The 20,806-nt window shown below is 41.2% G+C and carries 18 protein-coding genes and 1 tRNA gene; 11 read left to right on the top strand and 8 right to left on the bottom strand.

Translation table 11 applies throughout. The features are described from left to right. Positions 1–4: 4 nt before the first annotated feature. Positions 5–1,147 (bottom strand): DEAD/DEAH box helicase, encoded by a 1,143-nt coding sequence (locus SPIGRAPES_RS01345; RefSeq protein ID WP_014268982.1) that lies wholly within the window; start codon positions 1,145–1,147, stop codon positions 5–7. A gap of 327 nt (positions 1,148–1,474) precedes the next feature. Between SPIGRAPES_RS01345 and SPIGRAPES_RS16940 the strand changes: the two genes are divergently transcribed. Further along, a complete protein-coding gene (locus SPIGRAPES_RS16940) occupies positions 1,475–1,669 on the top strand; it encodes a hypothetical protein (RefSeq protein WP_155816637.1) in 195 nt (64 codons plus the stop codon). A 392-nt stretch (positions 1,670–2,061) separates the two neighbouring features. Continuing rightward, entirely contained in the window at positions 2,062–3,735 is a 1,674-nt protein-coding gene (locus tag SPIGRAPES_RS01350; RefSeq protein WP_014268983.1) for an Lnb N-terminal periplasmic domain-containing protein, read from the top strand. Between the two features lie 26 nt (positions 3,736–3,761). Here SPIGRAPES_RS01350 and SPIGRAPES_RS01355 read toward each other — a convergent pair whose 3' ends face one another. Both SPIGRAPES_RS01355 and SPIGRAPES_RS01360 read right to left on the bottom strand, forming a co-directional pair. After that, on the bottom strand, positions 3,762–5,348 hold the full coding sequence (locus SPIGRAPES_RS01355; RefSeq protein ID WP_014268984.1) for a histidine kinase N-terminal 7TM domain-containing diguanylate cyclase: 1,587 nt from the start codon (positions 5,346–5,348) through the stop codon (positions 3,762–3,764). 482 nt (positions 5,349–5,830) lie between these two features. Further along, positions 5,831–5,902 (bottom strand) — tRNA-Val (locus tag SPIGRAPES_RS01360). Between the two features lie 344 nt (positions 5,903–6,246). Here SPIGRAPES_RS01360 and SPIGRAPES_RS01365 point away from each other — a divergent pair. Beyond that, positions 6,247–6,747 (top strand): DUF2798 domain-containing protein, encoded by a 501-nt coding sequence (locus SPIGRAPES_RS01365; protein ID WP_014268985.1) that lies wholly within the window; start codon positions 6,247–6,249, stop codon positions 6,745–6,747. 168 nt (positions 6,748–6,915) lie between these two features. Further along, the gene (locus SPIGRAPES_RS01370; RefSeq protein WP_014268986.1) at positions 6,916–8,700 is read left to right on the top strand and encodes a bifunctional metallophosphatase/5'-nucleotidase; all 1,785 of its coding nucleotides are present in this window, start codon (positions 6,916–6,918) and stop codon (positions 8,698–8,700) included. Between the two features lie 69 nt (positions 8,701–8,769). On the opposite strand, the gene SPIGRAPES_RS01375 is transcribed toward SPIGRAPES_RS01370, so the two are convergent. The 3 genes from SPIGRAPES_RS01375 to SPIGRAPES_RS01385 form a co-directional block, all read right to left on the bottom strand. After that, complete coding sequence (locus SPIGRAPES_RS01375) at positions 8,770–8,961, bottom strand: type II toxin-antitoxin system antitoxin (RefSeq protein WP_014268987.1); 192 nt, start codon at positions 8,959–8,961, stop codon at positions 8,770–8,772. A gap of 24 nt (positions 8,962–8,985) precedes the next feature. Beyond that, positions 8,986–10,014: an SPFH domain-containing protein gene (locus SPIGRAPES_RS01380; RefSeq protein ID WP_014268988.1), complete on the bottom strand. Its 1,029-nt coding sequence runs from the start codon at positions 10,012–10,014 to the stop codon at positions 8,986–8,988. A gap of 196 nt (positions 10,015–10,210) precedes the next feature. Beyond that, positions 10,211–10,405 carry a hypothetical protein gene (locus SPIGRAPES_RS01385; protein WP_014268990.1) on the bottom strand — a complete coding sequence of 65 codons (195 nt, stop codon included), beginning with the start codon at positions 10,403–10,405 and terminating at the stop codon, positions 10,211–10,213. A gap of 163 nt (positions 10,406–10,568) precedes the next feature. Here SPIGRAPES_RS01385 and SPIGRAPES_RS01390 point away from each other — a divergent pair, with 163 nt between their 5' ends. Both SPIGRAPES_RS01390 and SPIGRAPES_RS01395 read left to right on the top strand, forming a co-directional pair. Continuing rightward, on the top strand, positions 10,569–11,111 hold the full coding sequence (locus SPIGRAPES_RS01390; protein WP_014268991.1) for a hypothetical protein: 543 nt from the start codon (positions 10,569–10,571) through the stop codon (positions 11,109–11,111). A 330-nt stretch (positions 11,112–11,441) separates the two neighbouring features. Continuing rightward, the gene (locus SPIGRAPES_RS01395) at positions 11,442–13,475 is read left to right on the top strand and encodes an AraC family transcriptional regulator (protein ID WP_172635058.1); all 2,034 of its coding nucleotides are present in this window, start codon (positions 11,442–11,444) and stop codon (positions 13,473–13,475) included. A 196-nt stretch (positions 13,476–13,671) separates the two neighbouring features. Here SPIGRAPES_RS01395 and SPIGRAPES_RS01400 read toward each other — a convergent pair whose 3' ends face one another. Beyond that, complete coding sequence (locus tag SPIGRAPES_RS01400; RefSeq protein WP_014268993.1) at positions 13,672–14,493, bottom strand: AraC family transcriptional regulator; 822 nt, start codon at positions 14,491–14,493, stop codon at positions 13,672–13,674. Positions 14,494–14,618: 125 nt separating this feature from the next. On the opposite strand from SPIGRAPES_RS01400, the gene SPIGRAPES_RS01405 reads away from it, so the two are divergent. The 5 genes from SPIGRAPES_RS01405 (at position 14,619) to SPIGRAPES_RS01425 (ending at position 20,120) form a co-directional block, all read left to right on the top strand. Then, the gene (locus tag SPIGRAPES_RS01405; protein ID WP_014268994.1) at positions 14,619–15,974 is read left to right on the top strand and encodes an oxidoreductase; all 1,356 of its coding nucleotides are present in this window, start codon (positions 14,619–14,621) and stop codon (positions 15,972–15,974) included. 1 nt (position 15,975) lies between these two features. Further along, complete coding sequence (locus tag SPIGRAPES_RS01410; RefSeq protein WP_014268995.1) at positions 15,976–16,758, top strand: 3-ketoacyl-ACP reductase; 783 nt, start codon at positions 15,976–15,978, stop codon at positions 16,756–16,758. A gap of 282 nt (positions 16,759–17,040) precedes the next feature. Beyond that, positions 17,041–17,850, top strand: coding sequence for a TrmB family transcriptional regulator (locus SPIGRAPES_RS01415; RefSeq protein ID WP_014268996.1), 810 nt, complete (start codon positions 17,041–17,043; stop codon positions 17,848–17,850). Continuing rightward, entirely contained in the window at positions 17,825–19,165 is a 1,341-nt protein-coding gene (locus tag SPIGRAPES_RS01420) for an MATE family efflux transporter (protein ID WP_014268997.1), read from the top strand. The genes SPIGRAPES_RS01415 and SPIGRAPES_RS01420 overlap by 26 nt, the downstream gene beginning before the upstream one ends. Before the next feature lie 508 nt (positions 19,166–19,673). Further along, entirely contained in the window at positions 19,674–20,120 is a 447-nt protein-coding gene (locus tag SPIGRAPES_RS01425) for a hypothetical protein (protein WP_014268998.1), read from the top strand. Between the two features lie 3 nt (positions 20,121–20,123). On the opposite strand, the gene SPIGRAPES_RS01430 is transcribed toward SPIGRAPES_RS01425, so the two are convergent. Continuing rightward, a complete protein-coding gene (locus SPIGRAPES_RS01430; protein WP_014268999.1) occupies positions 20,124–20,549 on the bottom strand; it encodes a flavodoxin domain-containing protein in 426 nt (141 codons plus the stop codon). Positions 20,550–20,806 lie beyond the last annotated feature (257 nt).

Raw genomic sequence — 20,806 nt, forward strand, 5'->3', positions numbered from 1 at the left:
CTTCTTAGGCGTTTACCAAATCAGTGCCCTTCCAAGGTATCCTTGTAACTTTTTTCTTCATTTTCTTTTCTATTACCTTAAAATGGGTTTCTTCAGAAGGATTGATGAGCGTAATGGCTTCACCAGAATTCCCAGCACGGCCCGTTCTTCCTATCCTATGGATAAAATTTATCGGAGAACGAGGCAATTCATAGTTTATTACAAAGGGAAGAGACTCAATGTCAATTCCTCGGGCCAGAAGATCGGTAGTAACCAATACCCTTAGGTTTCCCTGCTTGAAGGCCCTTAGGAGGTCTGTCCTTGCTCCCTGACTCTTTCTGCTATGTATTGACTCGGCATCGATGCCATTTTTTTGTAATTTTTCTGCAACCCTGTCAGCCCTTGCAACTGAAGAGGTAAAGATCAGTACTTGTTTCATATTCTGGCTCTTGATCAAATGCCGTAACAGCGGGCCTTTTTTCTCTTCTGCAATGCAATACACACTCTGCTGTATGAGATCAAAGGATGCATCTTCTTCTTCGATTTTTATCACTACAGGATCATGCAAGAGCACTTTTTCCAGTGACTGGATCTGTTCATTCAAGGTTGCCGAGAAAAGCAGATTCTGGCGTTGCTTAGGGATCTGGGCAAAAATTTGATCCATTTCTTGCTCAAAACCTACGGTCAGCATTTTATCTGCCTCGTCAATAACTACAATTTCCAAGGAAGACAAATGAACAGCATGCAAAGAGATCAGCTCCAACAATCTGCCTGGGGTAGCAACGAGAATGCTTAGATTTCTCATTACCATCATCTGAGAGTTGATAGAGGTTCCGCCAAAGACTGCAAGGGTTTTTAAATCTAATGCCGTTTGATGAATATATTGGGAAAACACGGAATTGACTTGAGCAGCAAGCTCTCTGGTGGGAACCATTACCAGTACCTGGATCTGCCTGTTTTTCAGAACTTCTTTTTTTTGTAAGTGCATAAGAATTGGCAATACGTAGCTAAGGGTTTTCCCCGATCCTGTTTTTGCAATGCCAAGAATATCATTATTACTCAAGATTGCTGGAATTACTTCTGTTTGAATAGGATAGGGTGTTGTTATGTTATCATGCTCTAAAGCAGTTACAAGAGATTCTGAGATTCCCAAAGAGATAAATGACATATGTGCTTGATCCTTTTTACACTGCTTATTTGGCTTTTTAGTTTATAGATGGTCTGTGCAAGGGGAATCATACGCTATTGTTTCTTGAGAGTATAGAGGCACTTTGATTCTTGAAAAAGAATATAGTTGCTTATTGCTGAATTCTTCATATCTTATTGGCAACACAATTTAAACCAATTATTTTCCTTCTGGGAGAAGATTCATGTACCTCCATTGCACTTCAGAGTCGAGTGTAGCTGTCTGGAATCTTCTCTGTTTTGGTTCTTTTATCCATATCTGAATATTTTTAACCTGAAGTCCCGAATATTTATATCTAGGCCACCCATAATGAGGACTTCGTTATCGTCGGAGGAAAACCTGGAGGGAAAGCTGTTCGTGCAGTTCCTGGCACTCATCTACCATTCCTACATAAAGAAGGCCATGGAAGACAACGACCTGTTCGAGACCTTCAACGATGCAGGGACTGCTGCTGGACGAGCTCGATATCATCGGACAATGAATAAGGCAACCAATTCTTTATGAACTAGTTGCCTTGATGGGTGCGATTGGGTTTGAACCAACTACTTCTACCGTTGAAGGAAAATTTCTCTGACCGATTTGTACTATTTTTTTAAATTTTAATACTTAAAGTAACAGAACAAGGAGGATTTTGATTGAAATACTCTTGTTCCTGTATAAAAGATACCATCTTGTTAATGTCCATGATTAGCTAATTTTAGCACAGTCAAATTTTTGAATGAAAATAGCACGTTTTATATGGTTAAGACAAAACATGATTTCCCTGGTCTGGAGATATACTATTTATGTAAGTAGTACCCTTGTGAAAATGGCTATTTTTTTGATTGACAGCTATATCTAAACCGATGTACAAATTAGCGAGTTCCAATCTAAGATAATAAGTTTAAAGGTTTATTATGAAGAAGATCATTTTATTATGTATTACAATTATTTGTATGAGTTTTTTATATTCAACAACTATTGATGATTTGGCTGTTAGTGATGAATGGCACAATTTGTTACTTGATGATGCTTACGGAAAAGGTTTTGTTACCGATTATAGTAAATTTTATGCTTGTGGTGAGAGGAATTTCAAAAAGGAAATTGAGTTTTTAATTGAAAATCAAAATGAAGAATTATTTTATTTATATCCTGCAAGATATGAATGTATTTCAAGAAATTTAAATATTGATATTCCTTATTTAGATAGTAATTACGATTTAAAAAAATATTTAGAAAAAAATTCTTATGATACTTTATCCATCTCTTTTTCAGAACCAATTAATGATGAATTAGATAGTACTTTTGGGCATGCTTTTATAATTTTAAATAATATCGAGGATACTATCGGAAACGGTGCTAGCATAAATCTATTTGCTTATATTGATGACTTAGGGTCCTTTGAAATGATTAAAAAGGGTTTAATAGGTGATCTAGTGGGATATTTTGATTTTGCTCAAGCTGGTATTGTTATGGAAAAATATTCTATAAAATTACAAAGAGAACTTATTGTATATGATACTCTTTTTACTAAAGAGCAAATAAATAAAATATTATTAATGCTTTGGGAAATGAAAAATGCTCCTATTGATTATCAATTTATAACCAGGAATTGCGTTAATGGAGCTATTTCATTGCTTGATTATGCTGTTGGAAACATAAGCCTTAGAGATCAGGCTAATGGTGTCCTTATGCCGTACTCACTCATTAAGTTATTAAAAATAAACAATCTTATTAGAGATATAAGAACTTATAGTCCAACTAGTAATCAAATTGGACTTGAACTAGATCCCTCCAAGTTGGATGAATACGAAATAAGAAAGACATATTGGACAGAAGATGGATGGGAAAACCATGAAGTAGAGAGAACTTTACCGGTTTATCTTCCTACCCAAGACCAATATGAGAGACCTCACTTTATAAATAATAATCTTTCCTATTTGGGGATTGAAACTGATTATAATATGATTACTCATCATTTGGATTCAATCAAACTGGATTATAGGTTTTTGAATGCCGATACATGGGAAAGGGTCTTCAGTTCTCCGAGAAATGTAAAAATGATTATAGGGAAGGTAAAATTCGAATATACCAGTCCGTCTGATTTTGGATTGAATGAATTGATTATTTGGAACCAAGCCTCTTACAATAAATTGAAATTTTATAACAATAGGCTATCAAGCGAATTCAAACTTGCAATAGACAAAGATTTCAATGATTATACATTAAAGCCTTACATCACTGTTTCCAAAGGCTTGAGCTTTGGTATTAGCGCATTCAAGAATATCCCCTATGACCCTTTGCTTGTATATATAATGGCTGAGGGGGATGTTGTTTTTGATTATTTAAGAGGGAACTTCGGTTTACATTCAGGCATTTTGTATAAGAACACTAAATGTATGATTAACCTGGATTCTTTCTATTCGGTTGGAAATTTTCCATATGATCAAGGTAAGCAAAAATCAAATCGTCTCGATCTAATCAGCTATTATAGATTGAATGAAAGATGTATCTTAGGTGCCAAGTATGATTTTCTGGATACTACTCTAACAGGCGTAATACGATACAGTTATTCACCTTGGGGTTTTTGAGTATGTAAAGGCAGAATCAGAGGATTTTAAAAGTCTGAGTTAACTACTATATCGGTTGACCGAATTGGATGTACTACGTTGCGCCCTGCTTTTTTTGCCATGTATAATCCTGAATCTGCATGATTGAGAGTTATCTCCCATGAGACATTTTGTTCTGGAGAGAAGGTACTCACTCCGAAACTTCCTGTAATATTCAGTTTGTTTCCATTGTAAGTGAAATCTGTCTTCTCGATAGCGAGGCGCAGTTTCTCGGCATAGAAAGTCGCCTGTTCTAAAGAAGTATCATATAAAAGGAGGATAAATTCCTCACCCCCGTATCGGGCACAGATATCGGTGGGCCTTAACTGTTGAGGAATCAGGAGTCCTAATTGCTGCAGTACTTTATCTCCCGCACTATGTCCATATTCATCATTAATCATCTTGAATTTGTCAAGGTCGATCATGATGAGCGAAAATTGTCCGAAGCCTTTTTCTTCCAATCTTTGGGCTTCCATAGTCGCCATTTTCATGAACTCACGATGATTCAGGAGATTAGTGAGACCATCTGATGCAGCGAGATATTCGAGTTCCTTCAAATATTTCTTCATCTCAGTGAGTTCGTGCAGGAGATAAAGATTGCCTCGTAACCTGTTCTTCCTATCTATAACAGGTGTGATGTAGATGGAGTAGGTTCTTATCTCTTCAGAATTAGGCATCGTTAAATCGATCTCGTATGAGTCAGATGAGTTGCAGAACAGAGGAGAAAGATGAGGATACAGATCTTTGAGAGGAGTCCTGAAAAGATCTGGGTTATCATTATCGAATAACTCTGTGGCCGGAATATTGTATTCTATCAGGCATCCTTTCGGATTGAGGACGATCATTATATCACGGATGGCTTCAATAACCAGCTTATGAGCTATTGGAAGAATATTGAAGAGCTGAAGATTATACATCCCCCAGAATAAAAGAATGCAGGAAAGAGCGAATGCTATTGGATTTATATCGAGATTATAGGGAATGACCTGTCTTAAAATTAGAATGTAGCTGAGAAAGGGAGGAGTGGCAGCGAGTGTAAGCAGCAGATATTGCTTTCGATGGTTGCCATTTGACTTGACGAGGTTGGATATCATGCGAATGGAACCGACACAGAACAGGACGATTATGATTCCGTTGATAACCCAGAAACCGGGACCTCTGTCAACATTGAGAAGGAAGATGGATTGATCAGTATTCAATCCTATGTGGACATATACCCAATGATGAAGATCATTTGTCCACACTAGGATATTTAATATGATCGGGATGATGTAGAGAATACGAAGTTTTTTCAGTAACTTCTCGTTGTATACAGGATTGTCTGGATGATAGGCCCATGCGATTAAGACCCAGAACATCGGGATAAAGAGGATCCCTAAGTATTCAAAATTCAAAGCGAGCTTAATCTGTGTAAGGCTATCAGAAGAGATTTCAAAGAAATAGCTTGAAGCATAAATCAGGTTTGCAAGGAGAAATCCTGATAAAAACCTGAGTGAAAGAGAATTAACTTTTCGATTATATACATAGCCGAAAAGAAACATGGAAACAAAAACTGAGAAAAATATTAAGCTCTTAAAAAGAATCATTATATCCATTATAAAGACTTTAACTTTGTTAAGTCAGTAAGGTCAATAGTAATATTTTTTAAAGACTGCAGATGGGTATAATATTTCTAGTTTCTGTGAACAGTAATAATGAATAGCCATCTGTAAAGTGTTCCAGAGTGTAGTGTCAATTTAAGAAGAGATACTGTCTTTACCAATTGGAATAATTTAAGTAACAACTTGAATGAAACGTATTGAATAACCACAGATATCAGAAATCTGATTCAGCCATACAGGAATTTCTATAGTATTCTATCGGTCTTCAGACCGGCAGGGCACCAGACAGCAATGGAATGGAGTTCTTCAAAGTCGATGCATACATTTCTGGAAAGTTGAACCGGTCACCTCGTTGCACAACCGGTTGCTCAGCAATCCGACGCTGAGGCAGATTTGTAGAGCCCTCTCTTTCATAATTGAATAATTGGTATAAAAAAAACAGCAACTAGCTTCTTGTTAAGTAGTTAGTTGCCTATTGGGCGCGATTGGGTTTGAACCAACGACTTCTACCGTGTGAAGGTAGCACTCTCCCGCTGAGTTACGCGCCCGCTACAGGATGTTATAATAAGGAATATGTCGCTTCTTGTCCAGTACTAATTTTTTTTCTCGATGGTATGGTTACCCATAGAGTGATCAAAACAGTATAATTTAATACTGAATCGAAGAAGGTAGGGGGTAATTGTTTCTGAAAATTGCATGAGAGCTATTTCTTGATTCTTTTCACTCAGCCTTGGCTTTGGCACCTTCAGAAGATCTTCTGCTCGTATATTTTTTGGATTTTTTTTGAAAATGTATTCTTGACAGAAATCGAGAATTTTACCTACACACGACACATGTGGTGCTTTGCACGTAAAACTGATTACAGTGTAAAATGCAACCTGTGTCTTTTTTTATGCCGTCGACAAAATTACAGAGAATGGTTTTTGCGTTTCTGACCGTGGCGATTACAGTTCATGTATTCGTGTTCTACAATCTCGCCATTGAAATGGGAGGCATGTCCAACCAAGTATTCATCGCCTCTAAAAAGATAATCTTGATTGAGTTTATATTCGCATTTTTGCTTGAAATACTCATTGCAGGGCCCCTCTCAGAAAAACTGGCCTTCCGTGTCGTAAATTCCAGGGAGAACAAACCCTTTGTGGTTACTACCGCCATTATTTGTGCAACAGTCGCCTTGATGTGCCCTATGATGAGCTTTATCGCAACGATACTTTACAACGGATTCTCCAGTGAGTTTATAAGCCAGTGGATGCAAAAAATAGTGTTTAATTTCCCCTTGGCCTTTTTCTCGGAATTGTTTTTCATACAGCCTTTGGTAAGGTTCCTGTCTTCGAAGATTTTCAAAACACAGTTGAAACGCCAGGCAATCGAACAAGCAGCAGCTACCGCCTGACAAAACAGTTCCCTCCTTTTGCACCTGACCAAAAGCAAAACTGTTTCCAATACATTAATTATTGATTAGTAATTTGTAGCAAAAACAATTTTGTATTTTGCTATGGTATACTACAGATGCATACTTTGGAAAATTCACATTATTTCAAGTATGCCAGGAGGATAGAATATGAAAAAGAACGGTTTTAAAGTGTTTATTGTTGCCCTGATGTTGCTTTCGCTTTGCTTTGGTACGCTTGGTGCCCAGGCAGCGTATGAAAAGACCCAGCCACAGACTATTACCGTACTCGGCACCACCGACATACATGGTAATGTCTGGGGGTTCAGCTATGAGAACGACAAGGAAACAACCAACACTGGCATGGCAAGGATTGCCACCTATGTCGAACAAGTGAGAGCAGAACAACCCAATGTAATCCTTGTTGACAATGGAGACACCATTCAAGGCAACATCATGACCGATGACCTGTATAACAAGAGGGAAGGGGCCCATCCTGTTATGACTGCTATGAATATGCTTGGTTATGACAGCATGACACTAGGTAATCACGAATTCAACTTCGGCGAAAACCTCATCACCCGATTGCAGGCCTTGGCAAATTTCCCCATCCTTTCTGCAAACATGAGCAGGCATGACGGGACTATGGCAGCTCTGCCGTATACCATCGTTGAGAGAGCAGGGGTAAAAGTTGGTATCATTGGCCTTACCAACCCCAATGCACCTCGATGGGATGGTGAGAAAGTCGATTCTTTCATCTACAGCCCCGTCGGACCTGCCTGTAAAAAAGTAGTCGACATCATTAAAAATAAAGTCGACCTTATCGTAGTGGTAGCCCATGTCGGCATGTATCCCGAATATGACGAAGAATTCGGAAGCGATGGCGCAAATAAAATCCTCGAACTCTGCCCAGAGATCGACGCTTTGCTCGTAGGCCATGCCCACTCTACGGTAAGTGAGATTATCGGCAATACCCTCGTCGGTGGAGCCAGGAACCTCGGAAGGGAAGTCGTACGTTTTGACATAACACTCAATACAGACAGACAGGTAACTTCCCATGCAGTGAGTGTCATTGATATGGCCGGCTTTGAGCCAAGCCAGGCATTGAGAAGTGAACCCTTCATTGCCAAGACACACCAAGAAACCCGGGATTTCATCAGTGGTGGAGTTACATCAGCAGATGGAACAACCAGTGGAGGCATCTTTGGAAAAGCCTCAGTTGACTTCCAGCCAAAGAACGAAATCATGGGAATGCCAGAAGGCAAACTCCGTGATACTGCAGTCATGGATCTGATAAATGCAGTACAGCTTGCCAATAGCGGAGCCGATGTCTCAGCTGCAGCTCTCTTTTCAGACTCCAGTGATATCCCAGCAGGGGATATCAACTACGGAACCATTTTCGGTATCTATAAATATGATAACACCCTGTACCGCGTACCGGTAACCGGGGCAGAACTCAAAGCCTACATGGAATGGTCGGCTTCCTGCTATAACCAGGCAATGCCTGGCGACCTTACCGTTAGCTTCAACCCAGAGAAACCTGGATACCTCTATGACATGTTTAGTGGAGTCGATTATGAAATTGACCTATCAAAGCCAGTCGGGCAACGTATCGTCAATCTCATGTACAAAGGAAAACCCCTGTCTGACTCTCAGAAACTCACGCTTGCAGTAAACAACTACCGCTACTCCTCAGCCCTCAAGGCCCAGAAGCTGGTAGCAGCCACCAAAGAATGGGAATCACCGAATTCAATCAGGGATATGCTTGTGCAGTACATCCAGGAAAATGGGACCATCTACCCGAAAGTTGACAATAACTGGAAGATCATCGGTGTAGACTTCACCTCTCCCTATCGCGAACAGGTAGTGAAACTGGTAAACGAAGGGAAACTCGAAGTACCCTATGCCAAGTCCTTGAACGTCAACCAACTCAAAAAGGATGGCATCCTGAAATAATTGTAATACTGTTCTGTTTTTCAAAAAGAAATCTCCAGAAGTGGCGACACTTCTGGAGATCTTTGTATATCAGTCAGTTTCAGCTGGCTCTTCTTCAATGAAGGCCCCTTTCTTCCGTTTTCTCACACTCTCAGTCAAAAGAAATTCAATCTGCCCGTTGATCGAGCGAAAATCATCCTCAGCCCAACTAGCCAATTCCTGCCATAGAGAAGGTGAGAGACGGAGAAGAATCTGCTTTTTTCCCTTTTCCTTGTTTTCCATCAAACACCTTCCTTTCTCGTAAACCTAATAAATAGAACCACTGTTGACAATAGGCTGTGCATCCTTATTTCCACAAAGAACGACTAACAAGTTGCTGACCATGGCCGCCTTGCGTTCATCGTCAAGCTCCACAATCTTATTTTCGCTTAACTGCTTAAGTGCCATTTCTACCATACCCACAGCCCCTTCGACAATCATCTGGCGGGCGGCAATAATGGCTGAAGCCTGTTGGCGCTGCAACATGGCTGCCGCAATCTCAGGAGCATAGGAAAGGTGAGTGATCCGGGCTTCCAGAATCTCTATACCGGCAACGTCTACCTTGCCCTGTAGCTCAACTTTCAAGTCCTGGGCAACCTCTTGGCTGCTGCCTCTTAATGATTTCTCACCGTCTTCATCACTTGCATCATAGGGAAACAGCCGAACGACATTACGCAAAGCCGAATCGCACTGGATAGAAAGATATTCGATATAGTTATCGACACTGAAGACAGCCTTGGCACAATCTACAACTTTCCAGATTACTACGATCCCGATGATAATCGGGTTGCCCTGGGCATCATTCACCTTTTGTTTCTCATTGTTGAGCGTCATTGCCTTCAGGGAAATCTTTTTACTGACCAGTTGGATGGAACCATTGGTAGATGCTTTTACCAAATCAGGTTGCTGCTTGGCTTTCGGGTTCCCTGTGGTAGGGTCAGTATTGGCAGCTGGATTTACAGCATTTACAAACGGGTTTACAAAGTAAAAGCCTTCTTTTTTAAGAGTTCCATAATACTTGCCAAACAAGGTAAGAACCAGGGCCTCGTTAGGCTTGATCACCTTCAACCCGGCATAGAGAATGGGGCCCACAATGAAACCATAGAGGGAAAAGAGAATAATGAGCAAAACCCTTGGAACTACTGCCATCGGTACTGCCACGGCATACACAAAACCCAGTAGGGAAAGGATAATCAAAAAAGAATTGACCAGCAAAAACCCCATACCATTGGTTGGCCGTTCCAGAATCTTTTCTTTCCCATAATCAGGGGAAATCGAGCCAGATGATTCAAGCATCTCATGCCTCCAGACATTGTAAATATGTGATATCAATATGATATCATTAGGATATTCTTACTTTCTTTCATTTTTGTCAATCCCAAAGCCACAATGCTTTGGAAAACCCATAAAGTGGCACCTACCAAACACTTTGTCATCTATCTGTTTCATTGCAATTTTCATTCACGTGATGCCTCAAAAGCGGATTACCTCTTTACAACAGATATTCCATCCTGAGGGACACTGCTAGGGCGATTCCCATCGGTATAGCAAGACTATAGATGAAACCGGCAATAGAGAGGAGGAGCAAAAAAGAGTTGACCAAAAAGAAGAGCTTGTCGTTTCCCTTTTCCCCCATAGCTTTTTTCTTTCCCTTCTCAGGGGAATGCCTGCTAGCTACTTCGTCCATTATGGACCTCCCGAATGTATGTTGTGTATGATATCATAATGATATCATTAAGATATTCTCGTATTGTTCATGATTTGTCAATCCTCCTACATTTCCCAATCTTACAATCCTGCAAATTGATCATTCCGCTTTACAGGTACCATAAGCTGCAGTATAAAAGAGCATGAGTAGAAAGATAGTATTGGTAATCATCCTTGTATTTGCCGTTTCGCTAACCCTTACTGCAGAATCCTTTGCAGAAGTGAAGACAAAGACAGCCGATGGTAATTCCTTCACATTCCCTGAAGACGCACTCCAAACGGGGCCGGCACTCTTTGCCATGGCCATAAGCAAAACCCGCCAAAACGGGGAAGAACAACAGCAGATCCTTCTTCAATGGCAAACGTATTTCAATGAAAACCCCTCATTTTTAGCAGGGTTGCCAGTCTATCACTTCCCCGTAATCGGTTCGGTTCCTTTCTTCGTCAAAGGGGCTATCAGGGGAGGGATTGCAAAAACCTATGCACCTTTTATTGGGAGCGACCGCCTTGCAGTTGTCTTCATTTCTGATGCAGAGACTTTTTTTGCACAAGCGGGTATTCCCATCGATGAAGAACCAACATTAGCCTTCGTTGTAAAAAATGGCACGATAAAAGGGTTTCTCAAAGGGGGGGTAACTGAGGAAAACCTGTTCAGACTCAAAGAGCTAGTCTCAGGGAACAAGTAATATTATCCTTAGCAAAGTATCACTTCTGATAGTGATTATATCTTTATGTATATTATATTTATTACAATTTCGAATATCGTTGAAAATACTGTTTTGTATTTTCCCTTATTTTTCTTTTTTAGTGTATTCTAACAAACAAGACAGGAAAATGAAGAAAAAACCATAGGGGACATGAAAGATTTCCCTTGGTAATTTTTACAACTTTCCGTTGGTTACCCCAGTGGTGTGAGGTGTTAGAAAATGCGTTCGAGGCGTATAAGAAGCAAAGTACTTTCGAGATTTATAAGCATAGTTTTTCCAATAAGTGCCATATCCTGTATGCTCCTTTTAGTGCTCTCATTTCTTTTTTCCCATGCCTTTGCAATAAAGGCAGAAAAACTACTTACCGATTCCTACACTTCAAATCTTGATATGATTGGATTGCAGTATAAACAGATATGGCTCAATTCTGTTTCGCTTTCCTCCCAACTATTGAAAGATCCCCACGTCCAAGATTATCTGTACAACAGGAAAGACTTGGAACAAACCATTTCAGAGGTCAAAACGGTTCTTGAGGCTGTCATTGAACGAAACACTTATTTTCATTCAATTTACCTCTACAATGCTGAAAACGGATATTTGTCTACCTATGCAGGATATGAGGGAAAAACAGTCAGTAGCGATGCCAATCTGCAAGATTACCTAAGCAGTGGCTCAGAAAGAACAACGTCCCTTGATAAGAGGAAAACTACCTTTGTTCTTCCAGAACCTGATTCAGAAATTACAAAATCAGAAGAGTGCAATATTTTGTCCTTTGTCAATCTTTCTGACAAAACTGAATTGAAGAATGCCTTGGTCGTTAACATTTCCGAGTCAGCCATGCGAAAATTGGTTTCCCCCAAGGATAAGGACGGTTCACAGAATTTCTATCTGATAGACAGTGACCTTTTCTATCTCTCCAATCCAAAGGCAGAGAAATATGCAGAATCGAGCATCAATGACCCCCTATTTGCCGAAATAAATCAGCAGAAGGCATTTCAAGGCTCTCTCATTCTGAAAGAAAAAGATGGTAAGAAATACCTTGCCATCTGGAAAGATCTCAAGGAAATGCGCTGGCGCATGGTCTATATGATTCCTTACCAGAAAGTGACTGAATCAATCCAGGCCTTGCAGAGAAATCTGATAGTCTTTTCAGTTCTGTTCCTGTTTCTATTCCTGCTGGTTCTCATCTATCGGTCGAATCGAATGGAGAAAAGACAAATCCTTGAGCGAAAACTAATGGCATTTCTTAAAGGAGAAGCAAAACAGAAAAGCCTGCCTTTCCAGCCAATCCAGGACGTATCTCTGGTAGTATTGCGCCTTGGAAATAAAAACGAAGACCTGGATTACGGAGATGAACAATATATTGAGGCCAGGGGATGCAAATGGCTCTATAATTATCTATGGGAGCCCAACCAACGTGACTATTTAATCCATCTGGAAAAAAGCACCTATTGTTTTGTCACCTATCAGAAACCAATCGAGCTGAACGCAAAAATCATAGATGCCAATGCGCTGCTGATCAAAAAATTCGGCTTCGACATTACCTCGGTTATGCTCACCAACCAGGTTACCCTGGATGAATTGCCGATTAACCTGCAGAAACTGAGAAAGAAACTGAAAGTGCTCAACCTTCGCATGAGAGGAAGCATGCTTCTTGATTGCGAAATGACCCAGTATGAAATGATTGGAAATTTACCTGATACCACGCTCTTGAAACAAGCGTTGCAAAATTGCGATTACCCGCAGTATGAAAAAGCCTATGAGACAATACTCGAAACCCTATATTTACAGGATTCCTACGAACATTTCAAAGCAATGGTATTTACGATGGCTCTGCTTGTACAGAAATATCTTTCAACACAACTGGACCTTCTCTATTTTGGCGGGTCTGTTGCCTGGTTCAATGAAGTGCTTGCCTGTGAAGAATATTCCCAGTTAAATGAGCTGTTCCTTATCGTAGGGAGAATCGTACAGGATAAAACCAGATTTGCGCCGAAAGATTTTCAAAAAGAAACAGTAAAGAACATACAAGGTTTCATCAATGAAACCCTGCATGACAAAAATCTTACTACTGCAATGGTTGCCGAATGGTTCAACCTTCCGGTCAATTATGTCAGGGCGCAATACAAACAGCATACAGGAACGACTATATATAAGACCATATCCTCAGCCAGACTCGATACTGTGATCAGATTATTGGAAGAAACGGAACTCGGACTGAACACGATTCGAAAAAAAGCGGGATTTGTCAATTTTTCGTACTTTTATGCTTATTTCAAGAATGAAAAGGGAATGTCCCCCCAGCAGTACAGGAGTCTCTATAAAAAAGCTAAAAACCAGTAGTCAGCCTTGTTGCAATTTCCTCTCTTGATTGAAATGTAACTTCCCCTCGGTTTGATGCAAGAATAGAGCTTTGCCTTGAGAAGCGAACAACGCACAGAAATGAGATGGTTCGCATTATTGGATAGTTGCCTATCCCTTACAATACCAGATGAAAAGCAAATCTTTTCTGTTTAGTGGAAAAGAACTACTGAAAACCTCAGGACGAGCTTTTACGAAATTGCAGGGGAGTTTGATTTTCCTGTTTGCGAAACATCTTTATAAAATGATTACTGTCGTAGAAGCCTGTCTTTTCACTGATCAGGTTTATGGGGTCAGCAGTATTGCAAAGTAATTGCTTGGCTTGGTTGATCCTGATAGTAGTCAGATATTGCTTGATGGATACTCCTGAGAATTTGCTGAAACACCTGGCCATGTAATATTTGCTGATACAGAATTTCTCTGCCAAAAAATCAAGGGAAATATCTTTTGCATACTGTGAAGTGAGGTAGAACTGTATCTCCAGCATCTTGGTTTCCAAAGGAGTCCTTTGCACGGAAAAGAACGTATTGTCTTCCCTGTAGAGGGTTATGAGCAGGGCACAAAGCAAGACACCGCATCGTTCTTTGTAATAATCATCCTTTTCTTTCAACTCTTTTTCAAAAAGAGTGAATAACTGGATGATGGTAGGATACATCTTTTTAGTAATCCGGAAGGTGGGGATATCGACTGTAGAATAGCAAGTGAAAATACGGGCAAGACCTGGGTCTTTTACCGATTCTAGCAAAAAATCGAGGGGAAAACGCAGAATATAGCGCTTGCACTCGTTACTGGCATGTAGCAGAATATGCGAAGCGAATGAACTGATGATCACCAGCTGTGAAGCTTGCAGGGAAACATCCCTTTCATTGATGTTCATAGTGAGGCTTCCCTCATAGACAAAGATGATTTCTCCGACATTATGGTAATGTTTTTGGATTGCGTCGAGGTTAATCCCGCTTTTCCTTTGCATGGTAATGGTGGAGTCGATATCTGTATTCATACTATTATTCTCAGTTAAATTTATACAAAAAGCAAGATATTACTATTTCATAGCAATTATTGCCCTATTTTTGGAAACACCCAGAAGGTATGCTTAGCATAACTACAGATCTAAAGAGGTTGAGGATGAATAGGTTCAGTTTCAAAAATAGTGATGCATTACGAGAACAAATACAGGAACTCCATTTGGATATCGAATATACAGAAGACCTTTCCCCCCTGCACAGGACTGTGAAAATAGGGAATAAACTGTGCCAGAACTCCTTTGCCATTCTACCGATGGAAGGTTGTGATTCGAACAGTGACGGGTCTCCTTCCTCTTTGGTGTATAGGCGATATCGCCGTTTTGCCCAAGGTGGTGCCGGTCTGATCTGGGCCGAGGCCAATGCAGTTGTAACAGAAGGCAAGGCAAATCCAAACCAGATGCAGCTGACACAGGAGAACCTGGCCAGCTTCAAGGACCTGGTAACAGAAACCAGAAAAGCAGGCAGGGATGCAAACGGGTATGAACCTGTCATCATCCTGCAGTTGACTCATTCAGGCAGATATTGCAGACCCACCGGTCATAAACCCAGTCCTATGGTACCGCAACGTGACCCTATCTTGGATGGGAGAACAGGGGTGGTCAGCGATGACCAGATAGTAAGTGATGCCTATCTCGACAGCTTAATTCCTTATTATGTACACTCTGCGCTGCTTGCCAAGGAAGCAGGTTTCGATGGGGTTGATATAAAAGCCTGTCATCGCTATCTCATTTCCGAATTGCTGGCAAGCCATACCAGGGCCGGAAAGTATGGTGGAAGCTTTGAAAACCGTACCCGATTCCTGCTTACTGTCATAGAAGAAGTGAGAAAAGCCCTGGGTAAAGACTTTATCGTAGCCTCCCGGTTCAACGTATTCGATGCGCATCCCTATCCCTATGGGTTTGGTTGTGATCATGAGGACATGTGGAAATTTGATAGCAGCGAGAGTGAAAGACTCGTGACAGCGATGATTGAAAAAGGCGTTGACTTGCTCTCCAATTCAGCTGGTAACCCCTACTATCTGTACCCGCAGGTAACCCGTCCCTTCGATATCTCTTCCTTGGGAATACCGGAACCGGAAGAGCATCAGTTGGTATCGATTGAACGATTGTTCCATTTCAGTGAGACCGTGCAGAAAATCGCAGGGGATATTCCGGTAGTCGGTAACGGTTATTCCTGGCTTCGCCAGTTCATTCCTAACATCGGGGCAGCCAATTTGAGAAAGGGGAGTGTGAAGTTCATTGGGCTTGGTCGTTGTGCCTTTGCCTATCCAGATGCTCCACGCGATGTGTTGTTAACAGGAAAGATGGATAGCGACAAGGTATGCATTTCCTGTAGCAAATGTACCCAGATAATGAGGGACCATGGGACTACCGGGTGTGTGATTCGCGATAGTGAAATCTATGCACCGCTGGCAAAACAGTTTACCCAGGAAAGAATTGCAAGGGAAGGCAAATAATATGAATAAGAAAGGATGTGCAATTGTCAGTGGAAGCAGCCGGGGAATTGGATTGGCCATCGCCCGGCAGTTGGGCCTTGATGGCTATTCGATCGTATTGACCGGTAGGGGAGAGCGAGAATCGTATGATTTCTCGTTTTTCAAGGAGAACAACATTGCCCATATCTATGTCCAGGGTGATATTGCAACTGCTGAAACACAAAAAGAACTGGTAAGAGAAGCTATAGCAGCATTTGGTAGAATTTCGATTTTGGTAAACAACGCAGGAGTTGCCCCGCTAAAAAGGACCGACCTGCTGGATATGGAAGAAGCTAGTTTTGACCGGTTGATCGAAATAAATACCAAGGCACCCTTGTTTCTCACACAAAGGGTAGCAAATACAATGTTACAGTATAAAAGGGAACATGCTATCGGTAACAATGAGAAAGTGGGAACCATTGTGAATGTCACTTCCTGCTCTTCTACCGTTGCTTCAGTAAACAGGGGAGAATATTGTATTTCCAAGGCTGCAGAGTCGATGATCACCACCTTGTTTGCAGCCCGATTGGCAGAAGAGAATATCCTTGTCCATGAAGTGCGACCGGGGGTAATCCTTACCGATATGACCAAGGGGGTCAAGGAAAAATATGATCGTTTGATAGAACAAGGATTGTTTCCTATGCAACGGTGGGGGACAGCAGAGGATGTTGCAAACGCAGTCAGCCTGCTCTGTGATGATAAAATGACCTATTCTACTGGCAATTTCATTGATGTAGACGGTGGATTCCATATTCCGAGGTTGTAAAGGGATAAAGGTTTTCCTACATCCTGTTTGAGTATCGGTACAGCATGCAGTTTTTTGCATGCTGTATTGGGTTCCTCGATATTGGCCTGGCAACAGTACCTGTATACCTTTGAAAATTAAACCAGGTAACCGGTACAAGCTTTCTAGCAACGTGCTGAGCATTGAAAACCTAATGAGACTGTTCCAGAATCCTTTTTTGTACCCGATAACCATATTGACTGATAAAAGACCAATCAGTACTCTAAGACTAGTAGTACAATATGTACAACGCTTGGAGAGCTTATGGATACTAATTTGGAGAATCTTTCCGGTCTTGGCTTTACCCCTTTGGAAGCAAATATGTATATAACGTTGCTCAAGGAAGGGGAAATGTCTGGCTATAAGCTGGCCAAGGCAATAGGGATTTCGCGTTCTTCGGTCTATGCAGCCTTGGAAGGTATGTATAAAAAAGGCCTTGTCAGTAAAGTCAAGGATGAGGTTTCTTCCTATATTGCCATGAATCCTTCGGTTTTATGCAAACAACTGAAACATACCTTTATCGCGAATGCAGACGAAGCCGAACAACAACTGATGGGCCTATATGAGGACAAACGGGAAGAACGCTTTACCAATCTCCATGGATTCGATTCCATAGTAACATCAGTGAGGGAAATGCTCCTTTCTTCTTATAAGGAAGTCTACCTCAATACTGATTTTGATTTGAACCTGTTTCGTTCTGAATTCATGATATTGCAAGGCAGAAAGGTCAGGATAATCGTATTCTCCTTTGCTTCCTTAGACACCAAGGATTTGGACATAGAACTCTATTCCCATGATGATACTGCCTGTGAAGGTGAAAAACCTTCAAGGATCATGCTGGTAGTCGACTGTGACAAGGCTCTGGTCGCCGACACGTATAAAAAACGGGGAACCTGGCTTGGGACTGTGACCAATAACGCTTTGTTTGTCTCGATTGTTGCCGAGCATATTCACCATGATATCTACCTGTATAAACTCAAACGGCAAAAGGGTAGTGAGGTTGTCGATGAGACAATGAAAATAGATACAATCCTTGAGAGAAGATATCATGCAACAGAACCAAACGAACAGTAAAAACCAAGTACTTGTACTTGCTCTTCCGGTAACCTTACAAAGCCTTTTCCAGTCTTCCCTTGGTATTATCGATCAGTTAATGGTAGGACAGCTGGGGACTGAAAGCATAGCAGCTGTAGGGATGGGGAGCAAATTTGCGAATCTCTATACAGTTTCCCTTGCAGCTATCGGTACTGCTGCATCCATTATGATGGCGCAGTACTACGGTCAGAAAAATACGAAAGGGGTAAGCAAAGCCTTCTTCATCAATACACTATATGCCTTCATCCTCATGATCCTTTTTGCAGTGCCGGCACTTTTCTTTCCTCATAGTATACTATCACTCTATACCAACGAGTCTGCGGTGATTCCCTTGGCCTCTGACTACCTGTTTCTCATCGGACTTGGTTTTCCCCCGCTACTTATCACTATGATGCTTGCAAACCACATGCGTAATGTGGGATACCCAAACCTACCCATGGTTAGCGGTAGTATTTCCGTGGTTGCAAACACCCTTTTGAATTTTCTTTTAATCTTTGGTTCTCTCGGGTTTCCCCGCCTTGGCTTGAAAGGGGCTGCTGTGGCAACGACTTTCACCAGATATTTGGAATGTGTGCTCCTTCTTCTGCTTTTTCTGAAAATCCAGAAGAAAACGCCCTTCAAAATTACGTGGGAACCTGGGATCTTTCGCGATTTTGCGTTACCAGCCTTCCTTATTGGATTACCTGTGCTGGTAAATGAGTTTCTCTGGGGATTCGGAGAGACAGTATATGCGGTTATCTATGGCCACATGGGTACCCAGGCGATGGCTGCGATGACTTTAACCTTTCCTGTCCAAGGACTCTCTATCGGGCTGTTTTCAGGTGTCTCTACCGCAGCCGCTATTTTGATCGGAAACCTGCTTGGCAAAAAAGAAGAAGAACGCGCCTATGCGCTCACCAAAGATTTTATGAAATGGACGGTATTCGGGAGCCTTGGTCTGGGAATGCTTTTGGTTCTAGCTACTCCTTTCTATGTGAAGCTGTTCAAGGTAAACCTGGAGACCTATTCTCTTGGAGTAACCACACTCAAGGTGTTTTGCGTAGCTTTATGGATAAAAGTTTCCAATATGGTTCTTGGGGGAATAGTACGCAGTGGAGGAAAAACCCACTACACGCTCTTTCTTGATATGCTGGGAACCTGGGGTATCGGTGTTCCTTTGGGGTTTGTTGCAGCCTTTATTTGGAATCTGCCACTGCCTTGGGTGTATGCGTTGATTACATTTGAAGAATTGGTACGGTTTGCATTGGGTATTATGGTGATACGAACAAAAAAATGGATGGGTACGCTTAGGTAATCAATGTATCAATTTTTTAAATAATGTTCTTTTTACTACTGTCCAGTTCTCTCATCCAAAGAAAAACAGGCTGGTGGAAGGTAGGCCTGAACGACAGGTTATTGTGCTCACAAAAGGACAAATAGCACAGTATGCCTGCAAAATACCAAATACCTTTTTACGTATCGAGAAGCTGTTTTTTGTCTTCAAACAGGCAAACAAAACGGCAGGTTTCAGTATAAAACCTAGGAAATATGTCTTATGTTTATGATGCTTTAGGTACACAAATATCTCATTATGCTAGGATTTTCAGCAAAACAAGTGTCATTTTCTTACTTTTATCCTAGTATTTTGATGAGCATATGTCATTTTGCTTGACTGGTAATTATTACTTTGGTAACATGACACAAAGTTATGATTGTATAGTCGCGTGAATCATGTTCTTACCTATGGTAAAGCATGTACGAGATTATAGTATATTACTCTGAATGATTCTTGCTAGAGACTATTTGCACTAAGGAGTAAGCACATGATGCGAAGATACCACGCTGCGGGTATTCTTTTTTGGTATATTGATGAAAACAATGATACATGGGTCCTAGTGGGTAGGAGAAAGACTTCCCCAGCCTGTGAGAAATGGTCGATTCCGATTGTTTGTTGCACGATCATACGAGAAAAAGGACATGCCAGGGTCGACTATAAGAATACAGCAATGACAGCCTGTAAAAAACAGCTTGGCATTGTATTGCAGAATGATAAAAATCTAACTCTCTTGGGAGTCAAAAAAAATCTATTCGAGACATTCCATGTATTTGCCTATCAGTTGGAATCTGCCGAATTGCCCCCACTGAAAAATGATTTTCATATGGTAATGTGGTCAAAGAGTACAGAGGTGCCGAAACCGAATACCATTTTCTTCCATAGCTTGCTCAACACATTCAACAAACAACAGCAAACCGGATCGGCAGCTCTATAGGTATTATGTACTGAGAATCTCTCCCAGTAATTCACATTTTGCCAAAGCAATTGCATCAGGGATTTCTTGTGCAATTATCGACTTATACATCAGCAGGGCCTCATCAGCTCTTGCCCGTTCCTCCCAATCCTCCATCCATTGCCCGTCTCCCCAACCATAGGAACCAAACAAAGCGATGGGCTTCCCCTTCAGATGTTTTTCGACTTCAGAGAACATTGGTTCAAAGTGTTCTTCCTCAAGGACTTCCATACCCATTGCAGGACAGCCAAATGCTATGGAGTCAAAGGAATCAAGCATACTGCTATTGAATTCTCCAGGGGTAAACAATTTTGCCTCTGAGCCATGTCGCGTCACACTGTCAGCAATTGCCTTTGCCATAATTTCAGTATTATGTGTTCCACTATAATAAACTACCGCTATGGTACGCATACAATATTCCTCCTCGATTACAAAAAGCAAATACGAATACCAGACAGAAAGAGAATCGCCTTTGACTCTCTTTCCTCTCCTTAGGGTCTCTCCCTAAGGGTCTAGAAGTACCCGTACAAGATTTGAAACCTTGCTTGCATTCTGTGGCCTTCTCTGGCGCCTTTGTCAAAGTCAGTCTATATTTCAATCAATTCTCCCTGCATAAAGTGGGAAGAAGAGTACAGAAAAGCATGGTATAAAGGTTAGCCTTGGCTAAC

This window comes from Sphaerochaeta pleomorpha str. Grapes (assembly GCF_000236685.1).
GTDB classification, from domain to species: Bacteria; Spirochaetota; Spirochaetia; order Sphaerochaetales; family Sphaerochaetaceae; genus Sphaerochaeta; species Sphaerochaeta pleomorpha.

Excerpts from the sequence above, each read along its gene's own strand:
- SPIGRAPES_RS01345 (WP_014268982.1), bottom strand. The coding sequence starts at position 1,147 with ATGTCATTTATCTCTTTGGGAATCTCAGAATCTCTTGTAACTGCTTTA.
- SPIGRAPES_RS16940 (WP_155816637.1), top strand. The coding sequence starts at position 1,475 with ATGAGGACTTCGTTATCGTCGGAGGAAAACCTGGAGGGAAAGCTGTTC.
- SPIGRAPES_RS01350 (WP_014268983.1), top strand. The coding sequence starts at position 2,062 with ATGAAGAAGATCATTTTATTATGTATTACAATTATTTGTATGAGTTTT.
- SPIGRAPES_RS01355 (WP_014268984.1), bottom strand. The coding sequence starts at position 5,348 with ATGGATATAATGATTCTTTTTAAGAGCTTAATATTTTTCTCAGTTTTT.
- SPIGRAPES_RS01365 (WP_014268985.1), top strand. The coding sequence starts at position 6,247 with ATGCCGTCGACAAAATTACAGAGAATGGTTTTTGCGTTTCTGACCGTG.
- SPIGRAPES_RS01370 (WP_014268986.1), top strand. The coding sequence starts at position 6,916 with ATGAAAAAGAACGGTTTTAAAGTGTTTATTGTTGCCCTGATGTTGCTT.
- SPIGRAPES_RS01375 (WP_014268987.1), bottom strand. The coding sequence starts at position 8,961 with ATGGAAAACAAGGAAAAGGGAAAAAAGCAGATTCTTCTCCGTCTCTCA.
- SPIGRAPES_RS01380 (WP_014268988.1), bottom strand. The coding sequence starts at position 10,014 with ATGCTTGAATCATCTGGCTCGATTTCCCCTGATTATGGGAAAGAAAAG.
- SPIGRAPES_RS01385 (WP_014268990.1), bottom strand. The coding sequence starts at position 10,405 with ATGGACGAAGTAGCTAGCAGGCATTCCCCTGAGAAGGGAAAGAAAAAA.
- SPIGRAPES_RS01390 (WP_014268991.1), top strand. The coding sequence starts at position 10,569 with ATGAGTAGAAAGATAGTATTGGTAATCATCCTTGTATTTGCCGTTTCG.
- SPIGRAPES_RS01400 (WP_014268993.1), bottom strand. The coding sequence starts at position 14,493 with ATGAATACAGATATCGACTCCACCATTACCATGCAAAGGAAAAGCGGG.
- SPIGRAPES_RS01405 (WP_014268994.1), top strand. The coding sequence starts at position 14,619 with ATGAATAGGTTCAGTTTCAAAAATAGTGATGCATTACGAGAACAAATA.
- SPIGRAPES_RS01410 (WP_014268995.1), top strand. The coding sequence starts at position 15,976 with ATGAATAAGAAAGGATGTGCAATTGTCAGTGGAAGCAGCCGGGGAATT.
- SPIGRAPES_RS01415 (WP_014268996.1), top strand. The coding sequence starts at position 17,041 with ATGGATACTAATTTGGAGAATCTTTCCGGTCTTGGCTTTACCCCTTTG.
- SPIGRAPES_RS01420 (WP_014268997.1), top strand. The coding sequence starts at position 17,825 with ATGCAACAGAACCAAACGAACAGTAAAAACCAAGTACTTGTACTTGCT.
- SPIGRAPES_RS01425 (WP_014268998.1), top strand. The coding sequence starts at position 19,674 with ATGATGCGAAGATACCACGCTGCGGGTATTCTTTTTTGGTATATTGAT.
- SPIGRAPES_RS01430 (WP_014268999.1), bottom strand. The coding sequence starts at position 20,549 with ATGCGTACCATAGCGGTAGTTTATTATAGTGGAACACATAATACTGAA.